The 19,691-nt window shown below is 60.4% G+C and carries 25 protein-coding genes; 4 read left to right on the plus strand and 21 right to left on the minus strand.

The window, feature by feature from the left end:
• Nucleotides 1-35: 35 nt before the first annotated feature.
• Nucleotides 36-1,085: a LacI family DNA-binding transcriptional regulator gene (locus tag OBACDRAFT_RS14185; protein ID WP_232767156.1), complete on the minus strand. Its 1,050-nt coding sequence runs from the start codon at nt 1,083-1,085 to the stop codon at nt 36-38.
• A gap of 269 nt (nt 1,086-1,354) precedes the next feature.
• Here OBACDRAFT_RS14185 and OBACDRAFT_RS14190 point away from each other — a divergent pair, with 269 nt between their 5' ends.
• The 3 genes from OBACDRAFT_RS14190 to araD all read left to right on the plus strand — a co-directional run bounded on the left by OBACDRAFT_RS14190 (nt 1,355) and on the right by araD (nt 5,437).
• The gene (locus OBACDRAFT_RS14190; RefSeq protein WP_052362031.1) at nt 1,355-3,070 is read left to right on the plus strand and encodes a ribulokinase; all 1,716 of its coding nucleotides are present in this window, start codon (nt 1,355-1,357) and stop codon (nt 3,068-3,070) included.
• Entirely contained in the window at nt 3,067-4,593 is a 1,527-nt protein-coding gene (gene araA / locus OBACDRAFT_RS14195) for an L-arabinose isomerase (protein ID WP_043586648.1), read from the plus strand. Before OBACDRAFT_RS14190 ends, araA begins: the two co-directional genes overlap by 4 nt.
• Before the next feature lie 133 nt (nt 4,594-4,726).
• On the plus strand, nt 4,727-5,437 hold the full coding sequence (gene araD / locus OBACDRAFT_RS14200) for an L-ribulose-5-phosphate 4-epimerase AraD (RefSeq protein ID WP_043586649.1): 711 nt from the start codon (nt 4,727-4,729) through the stop codon (nt 5,435-5,437).
• A gap of 146 nt (nt 5,438-5,583) precedes the next feature.
• Here araD and OBACDRAFT_RS14205 read toward each other — a convergent pair whose 3' ends face one another.
• From OBACDRAFT_RS14205 to OBACDRAFT_RS14270, 14 genes are all read right to left on the minus strand, one after another.
• Nucleotides 5,584-5,814, minus strand: a complete 231-nt coding sequence (locus OBACDRAFT_RS14205; RefSeq protein WP_043586651.1) for a hypothetical protein — start codon at nt 5,812-5,814, stop codon at nt 5,584-5,586.
• On the minus strand, nt 5,811-6,014 hold the full coding sequence (locus OBACDRAFT_RS14210; protein WP_043586653.1) for a hypothetical protein: 204 nt from the start codon (nt 6,012-6,014) through the stop codon (nt 5,811-5,813). The genes OBACDRAFT_RS14205 and OBACDRAFT_RS14210 overlap by 4 nt, the downstream gene beginning before the upstream one ends.
• On the minus strand, nt 5,965-6,150 hold the full coding sequence (locus tag OBACDRAFT_RS28295) for a hypothetical protein (protein WP_157837083.1): 186 nt from the start codon (nt 6,148-6,150) through the stop codon (nt 5,965-5,967). Before OBACDRAFT_RS28295 ends, OBACDRAFT_RS14210 begins: the two co-directional genes overlap by 50 nt.
• 3 nt (nt 6,151-6,153) lie before the next feature.
• Nucleotides 6,154-6,405 (minus strand): hypothetical protein, encoded by a 252-nt coding sequence (locus tag OBACDRAFT_RS14215; protein WP_043586654.1) that lies wholly within the window; start codon nt 6,403-6,405, stop codon nt 6,154-6,156.
• Nucleotides 6,406-6,503: 98 nt separating this feature from the next.
• The gene (locus tag OBACDRAFT_RS14220) at nt 6,504-6,740 is read right to left on the minus strand and encodes a hypothetical protein (RefSeq protein ID WP_043586656.1); all 237 of its coding nucleotides are present in this window, start codon (nt 6,738-6,740) and stop codon (nt 6,504-6,506) included.
• 31 nt (nt 6,741-6,771) lie between these two features.
• The gene (locus OBACDRAFT_RS14225) at nt 6,772-7,290 is read right to left on the minus strand and encodes a hypothetical protein (RefSeq protein WP_043586657.1); all 519 of its coding nucleotides are present in this window, start codon (nt 7,288-7,290) and stop codon (nt 6,772-6,774) included.
• 76 nt (nt 7,291-7,366) lie between these two features.
• The gene (locus tag OBACDRAFT_RS14230) at nt 7,367-8,182 is read right to left on the minus strand and encodes a hypothetical protein (protein WP_043586658.1); all 816 of its coding nucleotides are present in this window, start codon (nt 8,180-8,182) and stop codon (nt 7,367-7,369) included.
• A gap of 52 nt (nt 8,183-8,234) precedes the next feature.
• The gene (locus tag OBACDRAFT_RS14235) at nt 8,235-9,095 is read right to left on the minus strand and encodes a hypothetical protein (protein ID WP_157837084.1); all 861 of its coding nucleotides are present in this window, start codon (nt 9,093-9,095) and stop codon (nt 8,235-8,237) included.
• A gap of 5 nt (nt 9,096-9,100) precedes the next feature.
• Nucleotides 9,101-9,949 (minus strand): hypothetical protein, encoded by an 849-nt coding sequence (locus tag OBACDRAFT_RS25450; protein ID WP_052362033.1) that lies wholly within the window; start codon nt 9,947-9,949, stop codon nt 9,101-9,103.
• Nucleotides 9,950-10,008: 59 nt separating this feature from the next.
• On the minus strand, nt 10,009-12,366 hold the full coding sequence (locus OBACDRAFT_RS25455; protein WP_198529908.1) for a phage tail protein: 2,358 nt from the start codon (nt 12,364-12,366) through the stop codon (nt 10,009-10,011).
• Nucleotides 12,367-12,408: 42 nt separating this feature from the next.
• Nucleotides 12,409-12,837, minus strand: a complete 429-nt coding sequence (locus tag OBACDRAFT_RS14255; RefSeq protein WP_043586663.1) for a DUF6950 family protein — start codon at nt 12,835-12,837, stop codon at nt 12,409-12,411.
• Nucleotides 12,834-13,403, minus strand: coding sequence for a hypothetical protein (locus OBACDRAFT_RS14260; protein WP_043586664.1), 570 nt, complete (start codon nt 13,401-13,403; stop codon nt 12,834-12,836). The genes OBACDRAFT_RS14255 and OBACDRAFT_RS14260 overlap by 4 nt, the downstream gene beginning before the upstream one ends.
• Before the next feature lie 5 nt (nt 13,404-13,408).
• On the minus strand, nt 13,409-13,777 hold the full coding sequence (locus tag OBACDRAFT_RS14265; protein ID WP_043586666.1) for a hypothetical protein: 369 nt from the start codon (nt 13,775-13,777) through the stop codon (nt 13,409-13,411).
• Between the two features lie 3 nt (nt 13,778-13,780).
• Nucleotides 13,781-16,645 (minus strand): coiled-coil domain-containing protein, encoded by a 2,865-nt coding sequence (locus OBACDRAFT_RS14270; protein WP_043586667.1) that lies wholly within the window; start codon nt 16,643-16,645, stop codon nt 13,781-13,783.
• 92 nt (nt 16,646-16,737) lie between these two features.
• On the opposite strand from OBACDRAFT_RS14270, the gene OBACDRAFT_RS30770 reads away from it, so the two are divergent.
• Nucleotides 16,738-16,860: a hypothetical protein gene (locus tag OBACDRAFT_RS30770; protein WP_269799069.1), complete on the plus strand. Its 123-nt coding sequence runs from the start codon at nt 16,738-16,740 to the stop codon at nt 16,858-16,860.
• A gap of 71 nt (nt 16,861-16,931) precedes the next feature.
• Here OBACDRAFT_RS30770 and OBACDRAFT_RS14275 read toward each other — a convergent pair whose 3' ends face one another.
• The 6 genes from OBACDRAFT_RS14275 to OBACDRAFT_RS14300 all read right to left on the minus strand — a co-directional run bounded on the left by OBACDRAFT_RS14275 (nt 16,932) and on the right by OBACDRAFT_RS14300 (nt 19,688).
• A complete protein-coding gene (locus tag OBACDRAFT_RS14275) occupies nt 16,932-17,303 on the minus strand; it encodes a hypothetical protein (protein ID WP_043586668.1) in 372 nt (123 codons plus the stop codon).
• A complete protein-coding gene (locus tag OBACDRAFT_RS14280; RefSeq protein ID WP_043586669.1) occupies nt 17,300-17,779 on the minus strand; it encodes a hypothetical protein in 480 nt (159 codons plus the stop codon). Before OBACDRAFT_RS14280 ends, OBACDRAFT_RS14275 begins: the two co-directional genes overlap by 4 nt.
• A 37-nt stretch (nt 17,780-17,816) precedes the next feature.
• On the minus strand, nt 17,817-18,272 hold the full coding sequence (locus tag OBACDRAFT_RS14285; protein WP_043586670.1) for a hypothetical protein: 456 nt from the start codon (nt 18,270-18,272) through the stop codon (nt 17,817-17,819).
• Nucleotides 18,273-18,275: 3 nt separating this feature from the next.
• A complete protein-coding gene (locus OBACDRAFT_RS14290; protein WP_043586671.1) occupies nt 18,276-19,031 on the minus strand; it encodes a hypothetical protein in 756 nt (251 codons plus the stop codon).
• Nucleotides 19,028-19,366 (minus strand): hypothetical protein, encoded by a 339-nt coding sequence (locus OBACDRAFT_RS14295; RefSeq protein WP_043586672.1) that lies wholly within the window; start codon nt 19,364-19,366, stop codon nt 19,028-19,030. The genes OBACDRAFT_RS14290 and OBACDRAFT_RS14295 overlap by 4 nt, the downstream gene beginning before the upstream one ends.
• A gap of 91 nt (nt 19,367-19,457) precedes the next feature.
• Complete coding sequence (locus OBACDRAFT_RS14300; RefSeq protein WP_043586675.1) at nt 19,458-19,688, minus strand: hypothetical protein; 231 nt, start codon at nt 19,686-19,688, stop codon at nt 19,458-19,460.
• Nucleotides 19,689-19,691: the final 3 nt, after the last annotated feature.

The raw sequence follows: 19,691 nt of genomic DNA on the forward strand, positions 1-19,691 counted from the left end.
GAGGTTACAGGAACTGCATTTACTTGATGTTGAAATTAGCGTGCGTCCGCCCGCGCCGTCTCCCCCTCGCGCCATGACGCGCTGATCAACGTTGCTCGCGGGAATGCCGGCACGCCCGACTCGCGCCCATGCATCATGCCCACGAGCATATCTACTGCCGCCGCGCCGGTGAGATCGTTGTGCTGATCCATGCCCGCCCAATCCAACGTGCCGCGCCGCCGCTCCAACTGCACGAGACCGATGTCGCCCGGCGCACTTACACCGAGATCCGTGAGCCACTCGCGCACACGCCGATTGAGCGTGAGAATCGCGTCGGGACGCGCCCGGCGAAACCAGTTCACAAACAAACTCCGCTCCGACCGCGTCGCCTGCACCTCATAAAAACCCTCCACCCGACGCGCCGCTGGCAACGCCTGTTGCCCCACCCACATCCCCGCGCTGAAACGCCGCTCCACCATCCGGTCGATATGACCATCCACGACCAGCGCCGGACGTCGGTAGCCGAGACGCAACACCTGCTCCATCGCCTCCACCACCAACGCGTGGTGATCCACGCAACAAAACGACAACGTTGGCCCGCGAGTCCGCACACCCGTCACCACGCACGGATACCGCGCCCACAAACCTGCGAAACGCTCAGGCAACACATTCCCGTGCATCAACCCCGTGACGACTGCGCCACGAATCCCCCGCGCCTGAAAAATGCGATGCAAGCGCTCCCCATTCAACTCCGGATCGTGCAACCAGAACTCATCGAACTTGTATCCAAGAAAAGACGACCGCTCACGACACCCCGCAACATAAACCGGAATGGTCGGATGACGCTCAAACGCCCGCGCATCCTCGTTGGCATTGATGAGCGCGAGCGTCCGCCGAAACGCCGGAGCGCGCTCCTTGCGCAACTCGCTCATCAACTCCGCCAGCACCGGATTGCGCGCGTAACCAAGCTGCGTCGCCACATTTTCGATACGCCTGCGCGTCGCCGCCGGGATCTGTGGATCACCGCGCAACGCCAGCGACACGGCGTTTTTTGAAACACCCGCCGCCGTCGCCACCGCAGCCATTGTTACACGTTTCGCAACCATTTCGGAGCAGATTGGCGACCGATTACTTGACGGTCAAGAAACGCCATCATTTACCCCGCCGCCCCATCCTCCAAGACAGGTCACACAGAGGACACAGAGAAGGAACAGAGGACAGCGAGGTCATAACGACCTCCACGCCTCGCCCGCCTGATTTTGTATCCAAATAAAAACTATAAAACCACACCTTGCGATGAACCCTTCATCCAGCCGGACGGTCCTCCTCCAACTCTGTGCCTTCTCTGTGTGCTCCGTGTAACCCAAATAACATCATGTTCACCATCGGCATTGATTACGGCACCAACTCAGTCCGCGCGATTGTTGTGCGTTGCTCCGACGGAGCAGAACTCGGCTCCAGCGTCTTCAATTATCCTTCTGGCACCCAAGGCGTGCTCCTCGACCCGCGTAACCACAACCTCGCCCGCCAACATCCCGGCGACTACCTCCTTGGCCTCCAAAAAACCGTTCGCAGCGCACTCGCCGCCGCCGCTGCGTTCTCACGAAGCACCGGCTTCGACGCCCGCAAAATCATCGGCATCGGCGTGGACGCCACCGGCTCCAGCCCGCTCCCCGTTGACAACAAAAACGTTGCCCTCGGAATGTATCCAAAACACCGCGACAACCTGGCCGCCCAATGCTGGCTCTGGAAAGACCACACCGCCCACCGCGAAGCCGCCCTCATCACGACCACCGCCGCTGAACACCGACCGCACTATATCGCCAAATGCGGCAACACTTACTCCTCCGAATGGTTTTGGGCCAAAATCTGGCATTGCCTCAACACCGCCCCCAAAATCTTTTCCGCTGCCCATTCCTGGGTCGAACTCACCGACTGGATACCCTCCGTCCTCGCTGGCGTGCGCGACCCTGCCGCTATCAAACGCGGCATCTGCTGCGCCGGACACAAAGCCCTTTACGCCGTCGACTGGGGCGGCCTCCCCGACAAGGAATTTCTGCGCCTCCTCGACCCGCGCCTCGCCGACCTGCGCGACCGCCTCTACACCACCGCGCACGGCGCCACCACCGCAGCCGGAGCGCTTTGCCCCGAATGGGCAAAAAAACTCGGACTTCCCGCAGGCATTCCCATCGCCATCGGCGAAATGGACGTCCACTACGGCGCCATTGGCAGCGGCATCGCCGAGGGCGCGCTAGTCAAAGTCATCGGCACCTCCACCTGCGACTGTGCTGTAATTTCCACTACAAAAAAAGTCGCCGACATTCCCGGCATTTGCGGCATCGTCAACGGCGCCATTCTCCCCGGCTATTACGGCATCGAGGCAGGTCAGTCCGCCGTCGGTGACATCTTTAAGTGGTGGGTCGAAACCGTCTGTCAGGGCGATTCCAAACTCCACCGCGCCCTCGCCGCCGAAGTCGCCGCTCAAGGCCCCGGCCAGAGCGGACTCCTCGCCCTCGATTGGAACAACGGCAACCGCACCATCCTCGTTGACCAACGCCTCACCGGACTACTCCTCGGCCAGACGCTTCACACCACTCGCGCCGAGATTTACCGCGCGCTCATCGAAGCGACCGCCTTTGGCGCACGCGCCATCATCGAACGCATCCGCGAACACGGCGTGCCCACCACCCGTTGCATCTGCGCCGGAGGCATCGCCGAAAAAGACCCGATGCTCATGCAAATTTATGCCGACGTTCTCGGCCTGCCGATGCACATCGCCGGTTCCGCGCAAGCCTGCGCCCTTGGCGGTGCCGTCAGTGCCGCCGTCCTCGCCGGGGCGCACAAGGACTTCGCCACCGCGCAACGCAAAATGACGCGCCTCAAAAAAACCGTTTACCGCCCGCGCGCCACCACCCGCCACACCTACGACAAACTCTATTCACTGTATCGGAAACTCCACGACGCCTTTGGCGGACTCAACAAATCCGCCGACCTCTCAACCATCATGAAAGACCTCCTCGCCATCAAAGAGTGGCGCGGGCGTCCCGCCCGCTCCGAACGCTACTCACTACCCGCTACTTCTCTCCCATGAAACACCTCGCCACGCCTGAAATCTGGTTCATCTGCGGATCGCAGCACCTCTACGGACCCGGCCCGCTCAAACAAGTTGCCGCCAACGCCGCCGAAGTTGCCGGAGCGCTTGGCTCCTCCCCGCGCATCAACGGCGCGCGCATCATTTACAAAGCGCTCCTCACCACGCCCGACGAAATCACCCGACTCATGCTCGAAGCCAGTGCAGCCGAAAACTGCGCCGGCCTCATCCTCTGGATGCACACCTTCTCGCCATCCAAAATGTGGATACGCGGACTCACCGCGCTTTCGTCAACAAAACCCATTCTCCACCTGCACACCCAATTCAACCGCGACCTGCCCTGGGCCACGATTGACATGGACTTCATGAACCTCAACCAAGCCGCGCACGGCGACCGCGAAGCCGGGTTCATTCACACGCGCCTCCGCCTTGGCCGCAAAGTTGTCGTCGGACACTGGAGCGACCCCGAAGTGCAGGACCGCATCGACGCGTGGACGCGCAGCGCCCGCGCCTGGCACGACTGGCAGGGCGCACGCTTCATCCGTTTCGACGACAACATGCGCCAAGTCGCCGTCACCGAAGGCGACAAAGTTGCTGCCGAAATACGCTTCGGTTTTGCCGTCAACAATCACGGCATCGGCGACCTCGTTGCGCACGTTGATGCTGTATCCGAAAAAGCGATCACCGCGCTCGTCGCCCGTTACGCCGACGACTACGCACTCGCTCCCACCCTGAATAAACGCGGCGCACGCCACTCCTCGCTGCGCGACGGTGCCCGCATCGAACTCGGACTACGCTCCTTCCTCGACGAAACCGGCGCCAAGGGATTCACAACCAACTTCGAAGTTCTCCACGGACTCAAACAACTCCCCGGCCTCGCCGTGCAACGCCTCATGGCCGACGGCTACGGTTTCGCAGGCGAAGGCGATTGGAAGACCGCCGCGCTCGTTCGCGCCATGAAAGTCATCGGCCACGGACTCCCCGGCGGCACGTCCTTCATGGAAGATTACACCTATCACCTCGACCCAAAGAACCCGCTCGTCCTCGGCTCCCACATGCTCGAAATCTGCCCGAGCATTGCCGCGCGCGGAGCGAAACCCGCGCTCGAAGTTCATCCCCTCGGCATCGGCGGCAAGGACGATCCTGTGCGCCTCGTGTTCAACGCCGCTGCGGGTGACGCGCTCAACGCCTCGCTCATCGACCTCGGCAACCACTTCCGCCTCATCGTCAACGAAGTCACTGCGATCAAACCGCCCAAACCCCTGCCCAAACTTCCCGTTGCCCGCGCCGTTTGGAAATGCCTCCCCGATTTCAAGACCGCCTGTGCCGCCTGGATACACGCCGGCGGCGCGCATCACACCGGCTTCAGTTACTCGGTGAAAACCGAACACCTCGAAGACCTCGCCGACCTCGCAGGCATCGAACTCGTGGTCATCGACCGCGACACGCGCCTGCGTGAATTCAAAAATCAACTACGCCAGAACGATCTCTACTACACCCTCGCCCAAGGCCTGCGAAACTAGGGCATTTTAAAAGAAACCTGTCGAAACTTGTAGGGGCTTCGCTTGCGAAGCCCGCGTTTGTCGAACGAAGCCCATTTGCCAATTCGCGGGCTTCGCAAGCGAAGCCCCTACGTCCCCCCCCCCCCCCGCTGCCATGTTTACTGAACTCAAACGCGAAGCTTACGAAGCCAATCTCGCTCTGCCGCGCCACGGACTCATCAATCTCACCTTTGGAAATGCCAGCGCCATCGACCGCGCGCGCGGCGTGTTTGCCATAAAACCCAGCGGTGTGGATTACGTGACGCTCAAACCCGACGACATGGTTCTCGTTGATATCCTCGACGGCAACCTTGTCGAACCGGCGACCCACAAACTTCGTCCCTCGTCCGATACGCCGACGCATCGCCGACTCTTCCTCGCCTTTCCCGAAATCGGCGGAGTCGTGCACACGCATTCGTCGCACGCCACGGCATTTGCACAAGCGGGACGCGAGATTCCGATTTTGGGCACCACCCATGCCGACTACTTTTGGGGCAATATCCCGGTGACGCGCAAACTGACCGAAGCCGAAATTTCCGGTGGAGCTTACGAATGGGAAACCGGCAACGTCATCGTGGAGCGTTTCGCCGGGGTGGACGCACTTTCGCCGCTCGATTACCCGGCGGTTCTGGTGAACCGCCACGCTCCCTTTACGTGGGGACCGACGGTTGCCAAGGCCATTGAAGTGGCCGTGGCGCTTGAATGCATCGCGCACATGGCGTTGATGAGCCTGCAACTCGATCCGCACGCGTCGACCCTTGAACCCGAACTCCTCAACAAACACTTCAAACGCAAACACGGCCCCGGCGCCTACTATGGCCAGTAGCATGTTAACCGTAGTTCGGAGATTTTGCGGAAAATAAAACACCCACACCGTTGAAAGTGTGGGTGTTATTGGAAAAGTGGTGGACCCTAGCGGAGACTGGTCTGTCAGTCGCGGTCGGTTCCCGCTTGCCGTTTGCTTGCTGAGAATCAGAGTTTCTTTGGAGGGTGCGCGGCCATGTGCAGCTTGATCGCAATGACCTCGGCCTCGACGGCGGTTAGTCGGGTGCGAATCTCCTCCAACTCGATGGCGTGTTGCTTGCCATAGGTTGATTCGACCGCCATGTCCCGCACGAGCCGATGGACATTGTAAACGGTCCAGCATGACAGGGGCAGGATGATGCCGTTAACGAGGAGTAGGATGGTTTCGGTCTGGCTCATTGGCGTTCGAGTTCGTATTCGAGGTCGGCGATTGTATTCAAGGCATCGAGACACCACGCAGGAGCGGCGTCACGGGCGGCAGTCCAGTCGTCGCGGGCGCGGAGGCGGGCTCCGTTGTCGCGCTCCACGACGGACACGCAGCCGGAGAGGCTAATTGCCAGAAGGAGGAGGAGGAGGCTTGTCGCCGTAAACAGCTTCATGGTTGGCGTCTTTCTTGGCGTCCCTGCGCTTTGCGGCCTGCGCGGATTTCCATGCGTCGCAAAGCTGATCGACCAGCCTTGAGAGGGCCGGGATGGCTTGCAGCAGTGCGACGATGGCGGCGAGGACTTTGAGCATGGGTCAGGAGTGTGCCAGTTCGGTCAGCAGGTCTTCTGCGCGAAGGACATGACGCCTCAGCACCGGATCGGAATCGTGCCCGGTGGTAACTCTGGACACATCGCGCACGAAGGCACGCAGCTTGCCGTTCTCGGTTTGGAGCTTGTTCACCAGTTCGCCGAGGCGCAGAGCGTTTTCGCGCAGGGAGGCGCAGTAGTTTTCGAGTTCCTTGCGCGGGAATTGTTCAAGTTGTTTCAGTTCGGTTTCGGCGCTCATGATTTTGGATTTGTTAGGATGAAGTTTGGACTCACGCAGGGCGCGGGGAGCGCGAAGGGGAATGACCCCCCCGTGTCTTTGCGCCCCGCGTGAGGTGATTACTTGGCCTTATACTTGGCGATCAGTTCGGCGACGTAATCGCCCCAAGAGAAAATCCACGCGACGGCCTTGTAGGCTTTCGATGAATACACGCGGTCGATAGCCGCATCATCCGAGGTGGAGGGCGACTGTTTCACGAACGCAGAGATGGCGGTGGCAAGCGCGTTGAACGCGACGCAGGCCGCTCCGTAGTAGCCAGCATAGGTGGCAAGTTTGGCAATGAGTTCAGGGCTCATGATGTTGTGATGTATTTGGTTTTCCGTTACGTTATGCCGCTAGGCGGCGGTAAAAGGTGATCCAGTCTGCCTCTGTCGTGAGAGGACTGGTGGAGAGTTGACGCCAGAGCACCCACGCGGGGGTGCCGTGCGCGTAGGAGGGTAACGCAGTGATGTTGGCAGCACGCGCGATGCGCAGCCATGATTCAAGCGACTTGAGCGGATCGGCCAGCACGGGCGGAGTCAGAACGACAAGCCCGAACGACGTAATCGCCTGCTCGCGACGCAGTGCGTTGGTTAACGCAATGCGCAGGGTGTCGAATTGCAACGACGTGAGGCCGGGAGGGATTGGCAAGTCTTGCAATGCCGGAGCGATTGCCGGGCCGATTGCGGGCGGCAGCACGTAGTCAGCCGGAGGCGTCCATTCTTTTTCCGCCTCCCCGATTTCCATTTGCAGAAAATCCTCCGGTTCGCCAGTCTCGTCAGCGATAACGCGGGCGACGTTGACGCCGGTGATCACGACGGCCCCGAAGCACAGTCCCCAGAGGAAAGATGTAAGTTTCTCGTTCATGATGCGTGAGTGTATTGGGTTTGTCGTTGCGGGCGGGAGAATCCTCCCGCCCGTAATCGTTGTTTGTGAGGCGTCCTTACTTGCTCCCGCCGTTGATTTGCTCGCGCCAGTAAGCGGCAATTTTGCGAAGGGCTTCGCCCCGATCTGTTACGCTCTGCGGCGTCGGCTTGTCCGCGTAAGCCGTGATGATGCCGGAGTGCTCATCCTCGGCGAGTTTGAGCGCGCTGGTGCGATTCGTGAAATACAGGGCGTTGATCTTCTTATCAAACCATGCGTTGTAACCCTTCGTGACGAGCCCTTGGCGGGCGGATTTCTCATAGAGTCCAATGAGCACGTCGTTGCCTAAGCCGAGGTCTCGAATGCGAGTGGCAACGGCGGAAACGATGGCGCTGCTGCCAGTGCCGGGCAGGTCTCGGATTTCAGCTTCGCTGGCGTATTTCCCATAGTAGAAATAGGCTTGGCTCCCTTTGCTGAGAGTGAGCAGACGGGCGGCGAGCGCCTTATCGTCGGCGTCTTGTGCGAACACCTTGGCAAGCTCGCCGTCCACGGTGTTTTTATTGAGCAAGTGTCGCTTAATCAGAGTGGCGGCGGCACCGGCATTGTTGGCGCTGATTTCGTCAATGTGGTCATTGATGAGTGCGGCAACGACGTCTGCGGTCGCGGCATTGTGTTCAGCGAGGGAAGCTTTGCGTTGAAGACTCAGTGCTTTGACGGCTGCTGTGTCCTTTGCGATTTTCGCCAAGGCTAGCTTGCCATCCCAATCCTTGGTAATGGCAGCGACGGTCTGATTGAGTGCGACCGCCTGCGCAGTCGGGCTTTGTTCAGCCGGAGCGGCGGCGAAAAGGCCCACGCCAAAGGCGAGAGCCGCGATGAGGAGGATGTATTTCTTCATGGTGTTTTGATGTTTGGTGTTTGGCCCGACGTATCGGGAAAGTGGTTACGAATCAGTAGGAGGGAATGGCCGTCACCCATGTGACGACAGGCTCGCGCCAAAGCGTGTGCCCCGCGCTGTCCTGTTCGTGCGCGGAGTAGGTCATGAGGTTATAGGTCCACGACAGGTTTGTAGCCGTGGGCTTGATCGTGGCTGTGACCGGGATGTAAAACGTAATGCTGCCCACGCGCCCGCTGGCATCGATCTGGTTGCCGATGCCGCCGCTATCGGTGAGAGGCAGGTTGCGAATCTTGCGCGTGTCCCCGCCCGCAAGCGCGCCGGTGCAAGTGTAATAAATTTTCGTGCCGGTCGGGATGATCTGCCCGGTGACGGAACTGCCTGCGAGGTCCGGCGTGTGGATGTAGATCACCAGCGTGCCGGATGCGTAGTTGTCGATGGCGAGTTTGAGTTCGGCGTCGGTCCAACTTTCGCCAAGCTGGATCGTGATCTTGGCATACGCGGCGGCGGCGGGGACGTCGATTATGCTCGCGAGCGGACCGAACTTGTTCGGGAGGGTCCACTGTCCATTATCGGAGGGTAGCGATGACGGCGCGCGCAAAAACCCCGCGTTGCTGGATGTGCTGGACGTGAGTCTGATCCCGAGCGGCAGGGACGTGCTTGCCGGAACCATCGTCACGCCCGGCAAATTCGCCCAGCCCTGCACGGCGGTGTCAGCCTTCGCGCCTTGCTCGGTGGTGGCGAGGCCGTTGACCGTCGCGCCGGGCTCCACGGTCAGCGTCGCGCCGGATTTGACAGCGAGTGTGCTGCCGCTCGGCACCTGCCCCTGACCATCGAGCCGGGCATCAGGAACCGGGAACGCGGCGTGCGCGGCAACCGCAATCAGGAAAGTAGTGAAAAACAAAATACGTTTCATGGTCATTACGAAGCGAGCAAGGCGTTGTAGTGGAGGAAATATCCCGCTGCCGGTGCGGGGCCGGTGAGCTTGACCGTGAATCCGGCATTGGTGCGCGAAACGATGTCATGCACGAGGAAGTCGCCGCCCTCCGGGCGTTCGATGTCTAGCGAGATGGCGGGCTTTTGTCCGGCTGGATAGGTCGGCTGGAAGACAATGTTGACCGTGCCAACCCCGGCCTCAATCGCCACGACGCCAGAGCGCGTCCGCCCATCAAAAACGGCGGTTGCCGCATTGGCTGCATTGCCTGCCGCGTCAACGGCATCTGCGGCGGCTTGTTCGGCGGTGTCTTTGGCTTCTTCCGCCGCCGCCTTCGCTGCCTGCGCCTGCGCAACGAGCGATTGCATGATCTCAAGGTCTTCGGCCGGCGGAGCCTCGTCGCCGCGCAAAATGTCATTCGACACGTCAGCGATAAGCGTCCCCGACTTGGCAAATGGGCCTTCGTCCTTTCGCCAGATGAATTCTCCCATCAGCGAAACGGAGGCGATTTCGTCGTCTGAAAACAGGCCATTGTTCAGGGGGTCTGTGTTGAGGCTGAGATTACCAACGAAGGCGTGGCCTCCCGCCGCCCCCTGATACTCCCATGCGTCCATCAGTGCGACAGGTCCGCCGCCAAAATGACCGTTGGCCTTGAAACCGAATTTGATTTGCGGAGCCTCCGCCGTCACGTCGTCGGGCAGGAACGGTTGCAGGCTGTCGTCTAGGAACGTCAGGCGAATCAGCGCGAGTTCACGACGTTTAAACGCGATGGCCGGGGACGCCTCGCCTCTCGGCCCGACAACCGCCCGTGTGGAGTGCTTAATGAAAATGTCCATGTGCCTTGAGTGCTTTCTGACCAAGGCGCTATTTCCACCGGACACACACGCACCTACGCTTAGGCGACGAGCGGATAACTAAGATTAAACTCAAGCGTGGTGTTCCCCCGTATCCGCGATGCGGGCCATTGGCCAATTTGGCTGTTGGTAGTAACATACTCGATAAGACCCAACAGCGTCCCAATACCTTGCCCCGCTGAGGCGCCAAAACGGATGTGCATCGGGGTATGTCCGAGGTCATCAATATCAGCGGCACGGAGGTAAGCGGTCATGTGGACTCTGTTGAGGTCCCCGTAATCTGCCGTGCTCGGGTGATACTGAGCGGGGATGAGGCTGGAAAGGTTGAGTGAGACCGTCCCATTCAAATAACTGCTATTTACGCTAGATACCTGAACCCGCACATCAATCCAGACCCAGCCTCCGCGCACGATGTAGCGTCCGCCGCCGCTGCCAGCGGCTACCCTGTTACCCGTGTAAAAAATGTCGTTATTGGCCGGGTCGAAGCTGAAAACTTCCTGCAAGATCGGGTCGGGGTCAGGCACCTCCTCTGCCGTCACCACAACCACCCCGCTCTGCATGACCGTTTCTCCGCCGCCATCAACCACGGCGCGCACTTCGACGCGGTAGCGCCCCTCAGACATCGGAACGGCTGTCGTGTTGATGGCGTAGTTGTTCTTCGTCGCGCCGGAGCACACCGCGACCGATAATGTTTGCTCGCCCTCTGGCGCGTCTCCCGCGCCAAGCGTAACCCACGCGACCGACACGCCCGCAAGGTCGCCATCCGCCGCCACTACGGAGCCGGTGACGGGAAAGGACACACCAGCGGTTGCAGTAACCGGCAGGGGATTGATCGTAATCACGGGCGGCGTATCCGGGTCGCCTGCGGGCGGATCGCCATTGGGCGCTGGATCGACCGTCGTTTCCTCGCCGTTGTTCCAGTCCCAAACGCTTGCCGCCGTCTCGCGCAATTCGAGGTCAATGCCGAGTGTTGGTCCCGACGAGCCTTCGCCGTTCTTGCCGCCACCCAAGGCGGTCAGGTCGGCATCACTCACAACGAATTTCCAACTCATCACCTCGAACAGTTTCCCGTTCCAGCCGTAGCGCGGCATGTCCAGCGCAACCACATCGCCAGCCCGCACACGCATTCCCTGCAACTTCAGAGGCAGGCGCACCGTGATGTCCTGACGGCTCCGTTCCAGTTCGATCTTCGCCAGCCGTTGAGCCGTGGCCGGTGCCGTGGTGAAGGCATACTCCACGTCCCGCCAGATGCGTTCGTTGTTGTCCTGAGCGTAATACGTCGCGTTCTTGATCGGCGGAAAGTCGGAGGGTTGCCATTTCCCCTCTGGCGAAATGTAAGTGCCTTTCACGGCGTTGCAGGTTTCGCGCAGGCTGTCCCCCGGCTGAAAATTCACCTCTCCGCGCAGATCGGAAAACCCGAACGTGGCGGAAGGCTCTTGGTGCGCCCCTGCACGCAGCCGCCAAAGCCCGCCTGAGTAAATTGCCGCCCCCGCCATGCTCTTCAGCATGGATTCGAGCACATCACCCGGAGCGTCGCTTGTGTAAATCACACCGTTGCAGGTGTAGCGCCGCTCCGTCCGCCCGTTCTTCAGTGCCACAACCTCGTCGCAGATGTTCGCTGCCCGGATGGTGGCGGCGTCGTCAAGCTCGGCAGACGAACAGCCAAGTCCATAGGCGGAATCGCTCATATAGTCGCGGATGCAGAGTGCGGCGTTGCTGCTGAAAGCCGTCGTGCTGGTGCGCGGGTCGTAAACCTTTTTCCCCTCAACCAAAACCGAAACGTTTGGCTGTGCTCGAAACTTGTCCGTGTTGTATTTGATTCTTACATACACGTAGGCGACGCCGCGCAGCCGGTGGTTCGCCGTCCATTTGCCCGGCAGTTCGTTCATCAGCGTCGCGCACGCCGTCTGATTGGGCGAACCGGTGAAAAACTCCGCGTGAACCACGCCCACATAGCTGGGCACCTTCGCGCCGCCGTCATCGTAAATCGAAGTCGGCGCGATGCCCCGACGCTCCATTTCCTTCGTGTCCATCCAGTGCAACGCCTGATTTGGAGCGCCGCCGCTGGTTGGTGCCACGGCATTTCCGTTGGCATCCAGAGGCACGCGGGTGTCGTCCAGCCAGAGGCCCTTGATCGCATTCACCTCATGCCCGGCGACGGCGACAACCATGTTCAAATAGGTGTTTTTTTTCCCGCTCCCGGACATGTAGATGATGATGCCGCCAACGCGCTGCGTGCCGTAGATCACACGCCGCGCCGCAGCTGGCTCGCGGGTTGTCAGTGTCGCGCCCTCCAACTTCCGCGCGGCCTTTTCCATCTTCCGCTGCTGAATGCGCGAATAGACCATGCTGCCGACCATGACAGCGAAAGCCACGATGTTACCTACCGTGATTGTCATTCCTGCGATAACGAAAACGGGGGCTGCTAAAAATGGCATCTCTCACACCCTCCATGCTTTTGAAATTTGCGATTCAGGCACATGCGCGATGCCCTGCCTCAGCAGGCACGCCACGCCGGAGCCATCAACGACGCCGAGCATTTGCCGTTCGTATTCACCGGCTACGACAACGCACACGTCTCCACGCTGCGCCATCAACGGCGGCACCTCCGCGCATCCCAGCGCCGTCAGGCGGTCGGATACAGCCACCTCAAAGCCGCCAAGCTCGCGAATGGTCTGCTTGGCCGTCTGGCGCGTTGTCCATCCCGGCAATCCGGCCAGCACATCCGCGTAGCCAAGGCACTCCAGCCAGCCAGCCGCGAAATGCACGCAGTCATGAATGCCCCACCGAAACCCCTTGCCGCTGGCTTCAGCCAGGTATTCGTGAAGGCGCTTGGGCCAGTCGTCAGGTCTGATGCGTTCGTTTGTCATGATGCGTTCCTCCCCCACAAAACTTCCTTGTCCTGAAGATCGGCCACATACTCGAAACCCCTGTCGTCGGGATATAGTTCCTTCTGATCTTCGTCCGTGTAGCGCCGCTCGCGCGCCCGCTCCAAGTCGATCAGCCGCGACTCGCAACTCACCGTCACCGTTGTCGTCTCTCCTGTGTCCTGAAGGCGCATAGTGTCCATGCGACCGGCAAAGACCGGGATCGGATCATTCAGCATCGCAGCCGTAGCCGTATCGAAAAGCGCCATCCAAAGACGGATCACTCGCCCGCGATAGCCTTCCCCGAGCACGCGGGAGATCATGTCGGACGGGATGCCGGAAAGCGAAAGCTCAACGCCGTTCGCCGACACCTTCTGACTTTCCTCCACCTCCGAAATGTTGCCGTGCGTCCCCGTGCCGGTGAATGAACGCCCGGCCCATTCCAGCACTCCGGTCCCCGTCCATGTGCGCAGGGAGCCGGTTGCGAAATCCATCTCGCAGAGGAAGGCCGGGGCCACCACTGGGGCGGCCACCGCATTGCCGACGTTGGTTGAAAGGTCTCTGCTCATAGCGTTTAAACGTCTTCGACAGCATCAAACTGGAAATCCCACAGAACCCGTTTTTCGGAATCCCACGGTTGCGTTGGTGCGACCATGCGAAACGTCCGCGTCCCCGGTGCCGGATTCACGCCCGGAACCCACGGTGTCAGATTGAAGGTGAACGTGCCGACGATGCCGTTGAGGTCGTGTAGCCATGCGCCGAATACAGCCGCATCCTCCGTATCCATTTTTTGCATCGTGACAGTGATCTCCCAGCGTCTGGCATTCCAGTCGAACACCTGCTGTTGTAGCGTGAACGGCGACTGCACCGACGCCTGAACCCGACGAAGAGATGCCTTCACCTTGTCGGGCGGGACATTTGGAAATGCGAGCGGATAGGCCATGTGTTACTTCCTCCGGCGTTGTTTTTCTTCCATCGCGGCGATGGTCTTGCGTTCCAAAACAGGGATGAGCGCGGCAAGTTCCTGCCGCGTCACGCCCGCCTCGAACGTGTAGTTGAATGTCGGTCCGGCCTCTCCGCCAGTGCCGCGCGCCTGCGCCGCCGCGTTCGCTTCGTTGACCATGCGCAGCGTCGTATCCACCGCGCCACCCCCGGCGAAGCCCTTGCGGGTGACGCGCATCTGTTCCAACGCCGAGATCATCGGACCAACGCGCGGACTCTTGACCATCCATTGCGGGGCAACCCACTCGCCCGCGTGAACGACGCCAGCGGGCTTGTATTTCTCGCCGGGAGGCGTGTAGCCATTGATCGGTATGGGCAAGCCACCCGACGCGTAACCGGGCAGCATGTAGCCGCCTGAAAACTTCCCTCCGCCGCCCGGAATCCAAGAACCAAGCCCTACCGCTTGAAACGCCATCATCGCCATCTTCATGGAGATAATCTGCATGATCGCCTGCGAGATTCCCTGACCGAGAGACGACAGGATCGTCTTGAACCCCTCCCCGAAGCTCTTCGCGTTCGTGAGCGCATCGTTGATGCCGCTCGACATGCTGTTGAACCCGGCGTTCACCACGTCGAACATCGGGTCAAAGTTCTCGTCCATCTGCCTTAACTGCGCACTGAACTTTTCGAGACCGCGAAGGGGCGTCTGCTCGCCGCCCGCAATGCTTCCGCTGGCCTTCTCAATCTCGCGATGGATCGCGTCAATGCGTTGCTTGATGGTCTGCTTTTCCTGATCGGTGAGCGCCATCACCCATTCCGAATTGAGAACACGTTTAAACGCTTCGTAAGCCGCCAATTCCTTCTTCAGTTGCTCAACGTTGGCCGCACGGCGCTCATTCGTAGTTAAAAGCTCATTACGTTCGATCCTGCCCTTTTCGACGACGATCTTGGTGAGAGCGCCCTGCAAGGCGCTCTCTTGGGTGTTCAGGCGGTCGCGCAGCGCCTTTTCGTGCTCCGTGGCATCCTTCTTATTCTGCTTTTCCCGCTCCTCCGTGATCTTCTTTTCCGTCTCAAGAATCTGCTTCTTGAGAGTCGCCTCCTTCGCTGTAAACGCCGCCCGCGCGGAGTCCGCCGCCTGATTGTCCTCGTCGGTCGGAGGCAAGTATTGACCGGGATTGTTCGGGTCAGGACGCCCGAGCGCATTAAGCGTCAGTGTCAGCTTCATGCGCTCTTCGAGCAGCTTCTTTTGCAGCGCCTCCAGCTTGGCCTCGGGCTCCGTGATGGCCTCAAACAGAGCCTTGGATTCCGCCTCGGTATTCTTCTTGAGGTCATCGACCAGTTGCTTGCGAAGGGTGTCGCCATCCTTGTTGATCTTCTCAATGGCCGCCAGCTTTCGGGCCTGCTCATCGAGCAGACGATTCTCTTCGATGATTTTGTCGCCGCGTTCATCGGCCATCGTTAGAAGATTCTGATACGTCTTGATGGATGCCCCTAAAAATGCGCGTTCACCCTTTTCCTCTTGTGAGAGACCTGCGCGAATCCAGTAACCGTTTGCATCCGCAACCGGCTTCCCGTCCGCGCCCAAGGCGCGTCCGCCAATATCCGCTCTGGCAGTGGCGCGAAAATCCAATGGTGCCGCCCGTTTCTGTGCCTCGGCAAGCCATGTGGCGATCTCCGCACGAATGACCGAAAGCTCTTCCGGCGTGCGTGCGCCCGTAATCAGGCTGCGGGCATCACGGAGATGCGTTTCCCTCGCCACGTTGTTCGCGTTGAGAACATCGTCAAGCCGCTGCGCGCTCCCTCTAACCCATCCAGCCCCGGCCCCCGCCGCCGCGACAATGGCGACGAGCGGCGCAATCGTGGATACGCTGGCCCCCGCAACCACCGCCTTGATGAGCTTCACCACCCAGCCGCCGCCAATGAGCGCGGAAACGGCAGCGCCGACACCAATGCCCATATCGACCGCTGCCGGGTTTTCCCTGGCTGTGTTCGCTGCCCACGTCGCAAGATTGACGCCCTTCGCCGCCGCTCCAGCCAGCGACTCCAGAAACGACTTCGTCCCCGGCGCGTTGACCAAATCCGTCAGCGCCTTCAGCAACTCCCGGTAGGATTCCGTCAGTTCCTTCGTGGCATCCGCCGCCTGATTGGTGACGGCATCCTTCAGGTTGCCTTCGAGCACGGAGATATTGCCAGCAGCAAGCTCGCTCGCCTTCGCGAACGAAGACATCTTGCTCGTGAGAAATTCGTAAAGCTGCCCCGCCTCCTTTGCCCTCGCCACGTCCTGCGCCGTGATGCCGAGCATCATCGCCGCCTGCGCGTTGCGGTTGATGTTTCCCGTCAGGATGGCCGTCGTCTCCTGCCGCAACTGGTGTTGCTGGATGCCGAGCGCGGTCAGCGTCTGCGACATCATGGAGATAAGATTGACCTGCTTTTCGAGCGGGATGCCCGCTCCGGCCATCGCGCCAGACGAACTCTGAAAGCCTTCGAGCAATTCGCCGAACGTGGCGGAAGTCTCTTTCGCCTTTTTGCGCAACTGCTCAAGAACGCCAGTGCTGGCGGTCATGGCGGAGCGAAAATCCTTGTAGCGCTCCGGGTTGAACTGCCTCAGAACCGACGCCACGCCCACCTGCGCCTGTTCAAGCTGCGCGTTGAATTTCACGCCATCGGTCAGCGTGCCTTTCATCGCCGCCTTGATGCCTGCCAGCGCCCCGGAAATCCCCTGATTCGCCACCGCGAACGCCGCGCCCATCTTCCCCGCGTTCAACTCAACGTTCTGGCGCGTGCGCAACATCTCCTCCTGCAACCGGCGAAGTTCCGCCATGTCGCTGCCGACTTTCAGAAGGATGTCTGCGCGTGCCTGTGCGCTCATTGTTTTGGTTGTGACTGCGCCTTGGCTAGAAGGCGTTTAAACGGTGTGTCATTGGACTTCCCTGACTCGTAACCGGCCTGCCTCAGCAGACCTTGGATCGTTTCCTTGGCGGCATCGCCGCCTCCCATGATTGCCCCGAACGCGCGCACCATCAGCAAACCAAGCTCGCCATCTCGCGCGGACTGCCGCTCAAGCAAAAGCTCGACCTGCGGTAGTGACATATTCGCTACGGCAGGCAGATCGCGCCCCAGCAACAAGGCGGCGTCGGCGCAAAGATCGGCCAGCGTCAGCGAGAGCCGCTCAGCGTCTTGAGAAGGTCTTTGAGCTTTGAGCCGACCGTTGCCGCCTTCTCCGAAACCCAACGGTCGAAACGAGGGTCGTTGAGTTCTCGCACCCGGCGATTGAGAGCGTAAAGACTCTCCTCGTCCATGCCGTCGAAAAACTCAGGCTCCTTGCCTGTCGCGAGCGCAACAAGCCCAACGATGTCCTCGTAGCGGAAAAGGTATTCGTCCATCTGACGAATAGGAATCAGACGAATGGTTAGCGGCTCCGTGTTGCCGCCAATCATGGTGGCAACAAACGGCTCGCCGCCGTTCACGACGGTCATCTTCGACGGGGCGGCGGGGGCGGCAGGCGTAGTGGAATTTTCGTTACTCATGCCGTGCTCCCGTCCATAGTGAAGGTGACAGCCTGCTTCGCCTCGAAGGCGAGCGTGGCTTTGGTGACTTCGTTGGCCGTGAGGCCGAGCCCGCCGTCAACGGTAACGGCGCACTGAAACTCATTGGTGACGATGGCCGCTTTGTTAGCGGCGTCATCCGGGTCCGTGATATAGAACCTGACCTTGCCGTTGCGCAGGCCGGAAAGCCGTCCGTCGCCGAACACGCTGCCCAGCAACTTCACGTCCTCCAGTTCAAGTTTGAGAATTTCGCTTTGGCGAATCGCAACGATGCGGTCGGGGCGCAGAAGATTGTCCGCTCCCGGCACCTCGCGCTTGATGGTTTCGAGCGTCTGTTCGTAGTTGGCAATCTTGCCGATCAGGTTGACGGCAGGGCCGGTGGTGGGCGTCCAGACCGCGTAGGTCTTGGTCGGGATGATCGTTTTGGTAGGATCGAAGTTTACGTTGGGAAGCGGCATGTTGGTTTTACTCCTGCCCCTGTCGCCATTTCCACCGTCACCCTCGCCGCGCACGGATCACAAGCGGAGCCTCGAAACCAACCACGACCTCCAACTCGCCCGCGTCGGCCTCGGCACGCGCGAAGACCTCCTGCCCAAGCGACACCTCGCCATCGCCGCACGGCTTGCCGATCACGCCTGCAATCGCCGCCTGCAACGCATCCTCCAGAGGCAGGCACTTCCCGCCCTCGCCCTGCATGTTGACCGGAGGATTTTCAATGATCGAAACCGGCAGGGCCACGCGCACGGACGCGGAGCCACCGCGCGCACTGTCCGCCACGGCGGTTGAGGCAGTCCAGACCACGAGGACCAGTCCCGCCGATGCCAGGGCGCGTTCAACATCGCCGTCAATGTCTGCCCCGGCGTGCTCGACCAGAACCGTCGCTCCGTTCAATTCCGGCACCGTTGCAAGCACCGCCCTCAACTCTTCACGAACCTGTTTAAACGTCTTCATTGGTTAAGATTTTCCGAGTGATTTGCGCAACGCCTCCATCTGCTTGCGCACGAGGTAAACCTGTGTATCCGCCCGCACCTGATTGATGGCTCTCGCAAAGATGCCATGCTTCGCCCCGACCGTATCCACGCCGGGCGTGTAGTTCACGATGCGGAAGAAGGCGGAGCCGCCCGCGCCTGATCCGCTTTCGACATGCGAGAGCAAGCCAAGCTGGCGCGAGGTGTTGTTAATCACGAAAGCCGCGTTGCGCCTCTGCTTGTTGATCGCCCCTCCCCGGCGAAACATGAGGAAGCTCACGCCAAGCAATCCGGCACCGCGTTGACGGCGGGAAAGCTCCTGCGCCACGGCAAGACCGCGACGACTGCGCCGACCCCTCGTAAGCTCCGCCCTGCCTCTTTCGCCGCGCTTCAGGCGCGCATTGCGCCCGCTCTCCCAAATGCTTTTGTAGGGTTCATCCGTGATGTCGTAGGGGTTTTCGTAGTGCTTCCCGTAATTCTTCCGGCTGAAGATCGTCCGCCATCCCCGCGCCTTCGCCGCTCTGAACATCGGGCCAGACCAAGGGGCCTTGCTTCGCTGCGTGCGCAACACCCAAAACCCCTGAAATAGCTTGATGCCGAGGTCGCGTCCTTTCTTTTCAACTACCTCCACGTTCGTTTTGCCGGACAACTGCTCATACATGGCAAGCTCCGCGTTGAGCGCGTCCAACGCCTCAAGCGAATCGCCAATCTCAATCGACAACAGTTGCCCTTGCTGGCTCACGGCGCGGCCTCCACGAGCTTGACGATGAACGTCACGGTCACGTCTGACGGATCGAAGTCCTCCACGTCCTTGATGCTCAATTTTGCGCCACCAGTGCCATAACTGAACACGTCGCCAGTCTTGGGTTTCGCTTGCAGCTTCGCCAGTTCGCTACGGGCGATCACGAGGCGCGAACGCTTCACGGTGCCGATCTTGGTGTCAGCCTTCAGCGGATCGTCCGTGCCCTCGTCCAGCACGCCAACGATTGGGGTGTCACGGAAGGATAGCGCGGCCTTCGTCCCGGCCTCTGCCGCCAGTTCGGCGAATCCCGCCGCAAGTTCGTCCTCAAAGCTCATGGTAAAAACAGGTGAAAGGGTGAAAGAAAAAGCCCCGCCCGCTTTGCAGGCGGCGCGGGGCTTGGGTGTGCAACGACCAATCGCACAAAAGTTATTTGGTGGGTTCTTTTTTCTTTGCTTTCTTCGCAGCGGCCTCGCGGCGAGCGGCGGAGGCTGAATTGTGTTTTCGGATACCGACCGGATTGCGGAAAATCTCAAACCGGTTGGCGTCCGACTTGTCCATTTCCGCGCGGGCCTCCTCGCCGCTCTTGCCGAGATAGACAAGGGACGGCTCGGCGGAAGCGCCCGGACGATCAAAACCAATGACGATATGCAGGCCCATTTG

Source organism: Geminisphaera colitermitum TAV2 (genome assembly GCF_000171235.2).
GTDB classification, from domain to species: Bacteria; Verrucomicrobiota; Verrucomicrobiia; order Opitutales; family Opitutaceae; genus Geminisphaera; species Geminisphaera colitermitum.

Excerpts from the sequence above, each read along its gene's own strand:
- OBACDRAFT_RS14255 (WP_043586663.1), bottom strand. The coding sequence starts at position 12,837 with ATGACAAACGAACGCATCAGACCTGACGACTGGCCCAAGCGCCTTCAC.
- OBACDRAFT_RS14285 (WP_043586670.1), bottom strand. The coding sequence starts at position 18,272 with ATGAAGACGTTTAAACAGGTTCGTGAAGAGTTGAGGGCGGTGCTTGCA.
- OBACDRAFT_RS14205 (WP_043586651.1), bottom strand. The coding sequence starts at position 5,814 with ATGAGCCAGACCGAAACCATCCTACTCCTCGTTAACGGCATCATCCTG.
- OBACDRAFT_RS28295 (WP_157837083.1), bottom strand. The coding sequence starts at position 6,150 with ATGCTCAAAGTCCTCGCCGCCATCGTCGCACTGCTGCAAGCCATCCCG.
- OBACDRAFT_RS14300 (WP_043586675.1), bottom strand. The coding sequence starts at position 19,688 with ATGGGCCTGCATATCGTCATTGGTTTTGATCGTCCGGGCGCTTCCGCC.
- OBACDRAFT_RS14215 (WP_043586654.1), bottom strand. The coding sequence starts at position 6,405 with ATGAGCGCCGAAACCGAACTGAAACAACTTGAACAATTCCCGCGCAAG.
- OBACDRAFT_RS14185 (WP_232767156.1), bottom strand. The coding sequence starts at position 1,085 with ATGGTTGCGAAACGTGTAACAATGGCTGCGGTGGCGACGGCGGCGGGT.
- OBACDRAFT_RS14210 (WP_043586653.1), bottom strand. The coding sequence starts at position 6,014 with ATGAAGCTGTTTACGGCGACAAGCCTCCTCCTCCTCCTTCTGGCAATT.
- OBACDRAFT_RS14260 (WP_043586664.1), bottom strand. The coding sequence starts at position 13,403 with ATGAGCAGAGACCTTTCAACCAACGTCGGCAATGCGGTGGCCGCCCCA.
- OBACDRAFT_RS14295 (WP_043586672.1), bottom strand. The coding sequence starts at position 19,366 with ATGAGCTTTGAGGACGAACTTGCGGCGGGATTCGCCGAACTGGCGGCA.
- OBACDRAFT_RS14280 (WP_043586669.1), bottom strand. The coding sequence starts at position 17,779 with ATGCCGCTTCCCAACGTAAACTTCGATCCTACCAAAACGATCATCCCG.
- OBACDRAFT_RS14270 (WP_043586667.1), bottom strand. The coding sequence starts at position 16,645 with ATGAGCGCACAGGCACGCGCAGACATCCTTCTGAAAGTCGGCAGCGAC.
- OBACDRAFT_RS14275 (WP_043586668.1), bottom strand. The coding sequence starts at position 17,303 with ATGAGTAACGAAAATTCCACTACGCCTGCCGCCCCCGCCGCCCCGTCG.
- OBACDRAFT_RS14190 (WP_052362031.1), top strand. The coding sequence starts at position 1,355 with ATGTTCACCATCGGCATTGATTACGGCACCAACTCAGTCCGCGCGATT.
- OBACDRAFT_RS14225 (WP_043586657.1), bottom strand. The coding sequence starts at position 7,290 with ATGAACGAGAAACTTACATCTTTCCTCTGGGGACTGTGCTTCGGGGCC.
- OBACDRAFT_RS25455 (WP_198529908.1), bottom strand. The coding sequence starts at position 12,366 with ATGACAATCACGGTAGGTAACATCGTGGCTTTCGCTGTCATGGTCGGC.
- OBACDRAFT_RS14220 (WP_043586656.1), bottom strand. The coding sequence starts at position 6,740 with ATGAGCCCTGAACTCATTGCCAAACTTGCCACCTATGCTGGCTACTAC.
- OBACDRAFT_RS14230 (WP_043586658.1), bottom strand. The coding sequence starts at position 8,182 with ATGAAGAAATACATCCTCCTCATCGCGGCTCTCGCCTTTGGCGTGGGC.
- araD (WP_043586649.1), top strand. The coding sequence starts at position 4,727 with ATGTTTACTGAACTCAAACGCGAAGCTTACGAAGCCAATCTCGCTCTG.
- OBACDRAFT_RS14235 (WP_157837084.1), bottom strand. The coding sequence starts at position 9,095 with ATGAAACGTATTTTGTTTTTCACTACTTTCCTGATTGCGGTTGCCGCG.
- OBACDRAFT_RS25450 (WP_052362033.1), bottom strand. The coding sequence starts at position 9,949 with ATGGACATTTTCATTAAGCACTCCACACGGGCGGTTGTCGGGCCGAGA.
- araA (WP_043586648.1), top strand. The coding sequence starts at position 3,067 with ATGAAACACCTCGCCACGCCTGAAATCTGGTTCATCTGCGGATCGCAG.
- OBACDRAFT_RS14265 (WP_043586666.1), bottom strand. The coding sequence starts at position 13,777 with ATGGCCTATCCGCTCGCATTTCCAAATGTCCCGCCCGACAAGGTGAAG.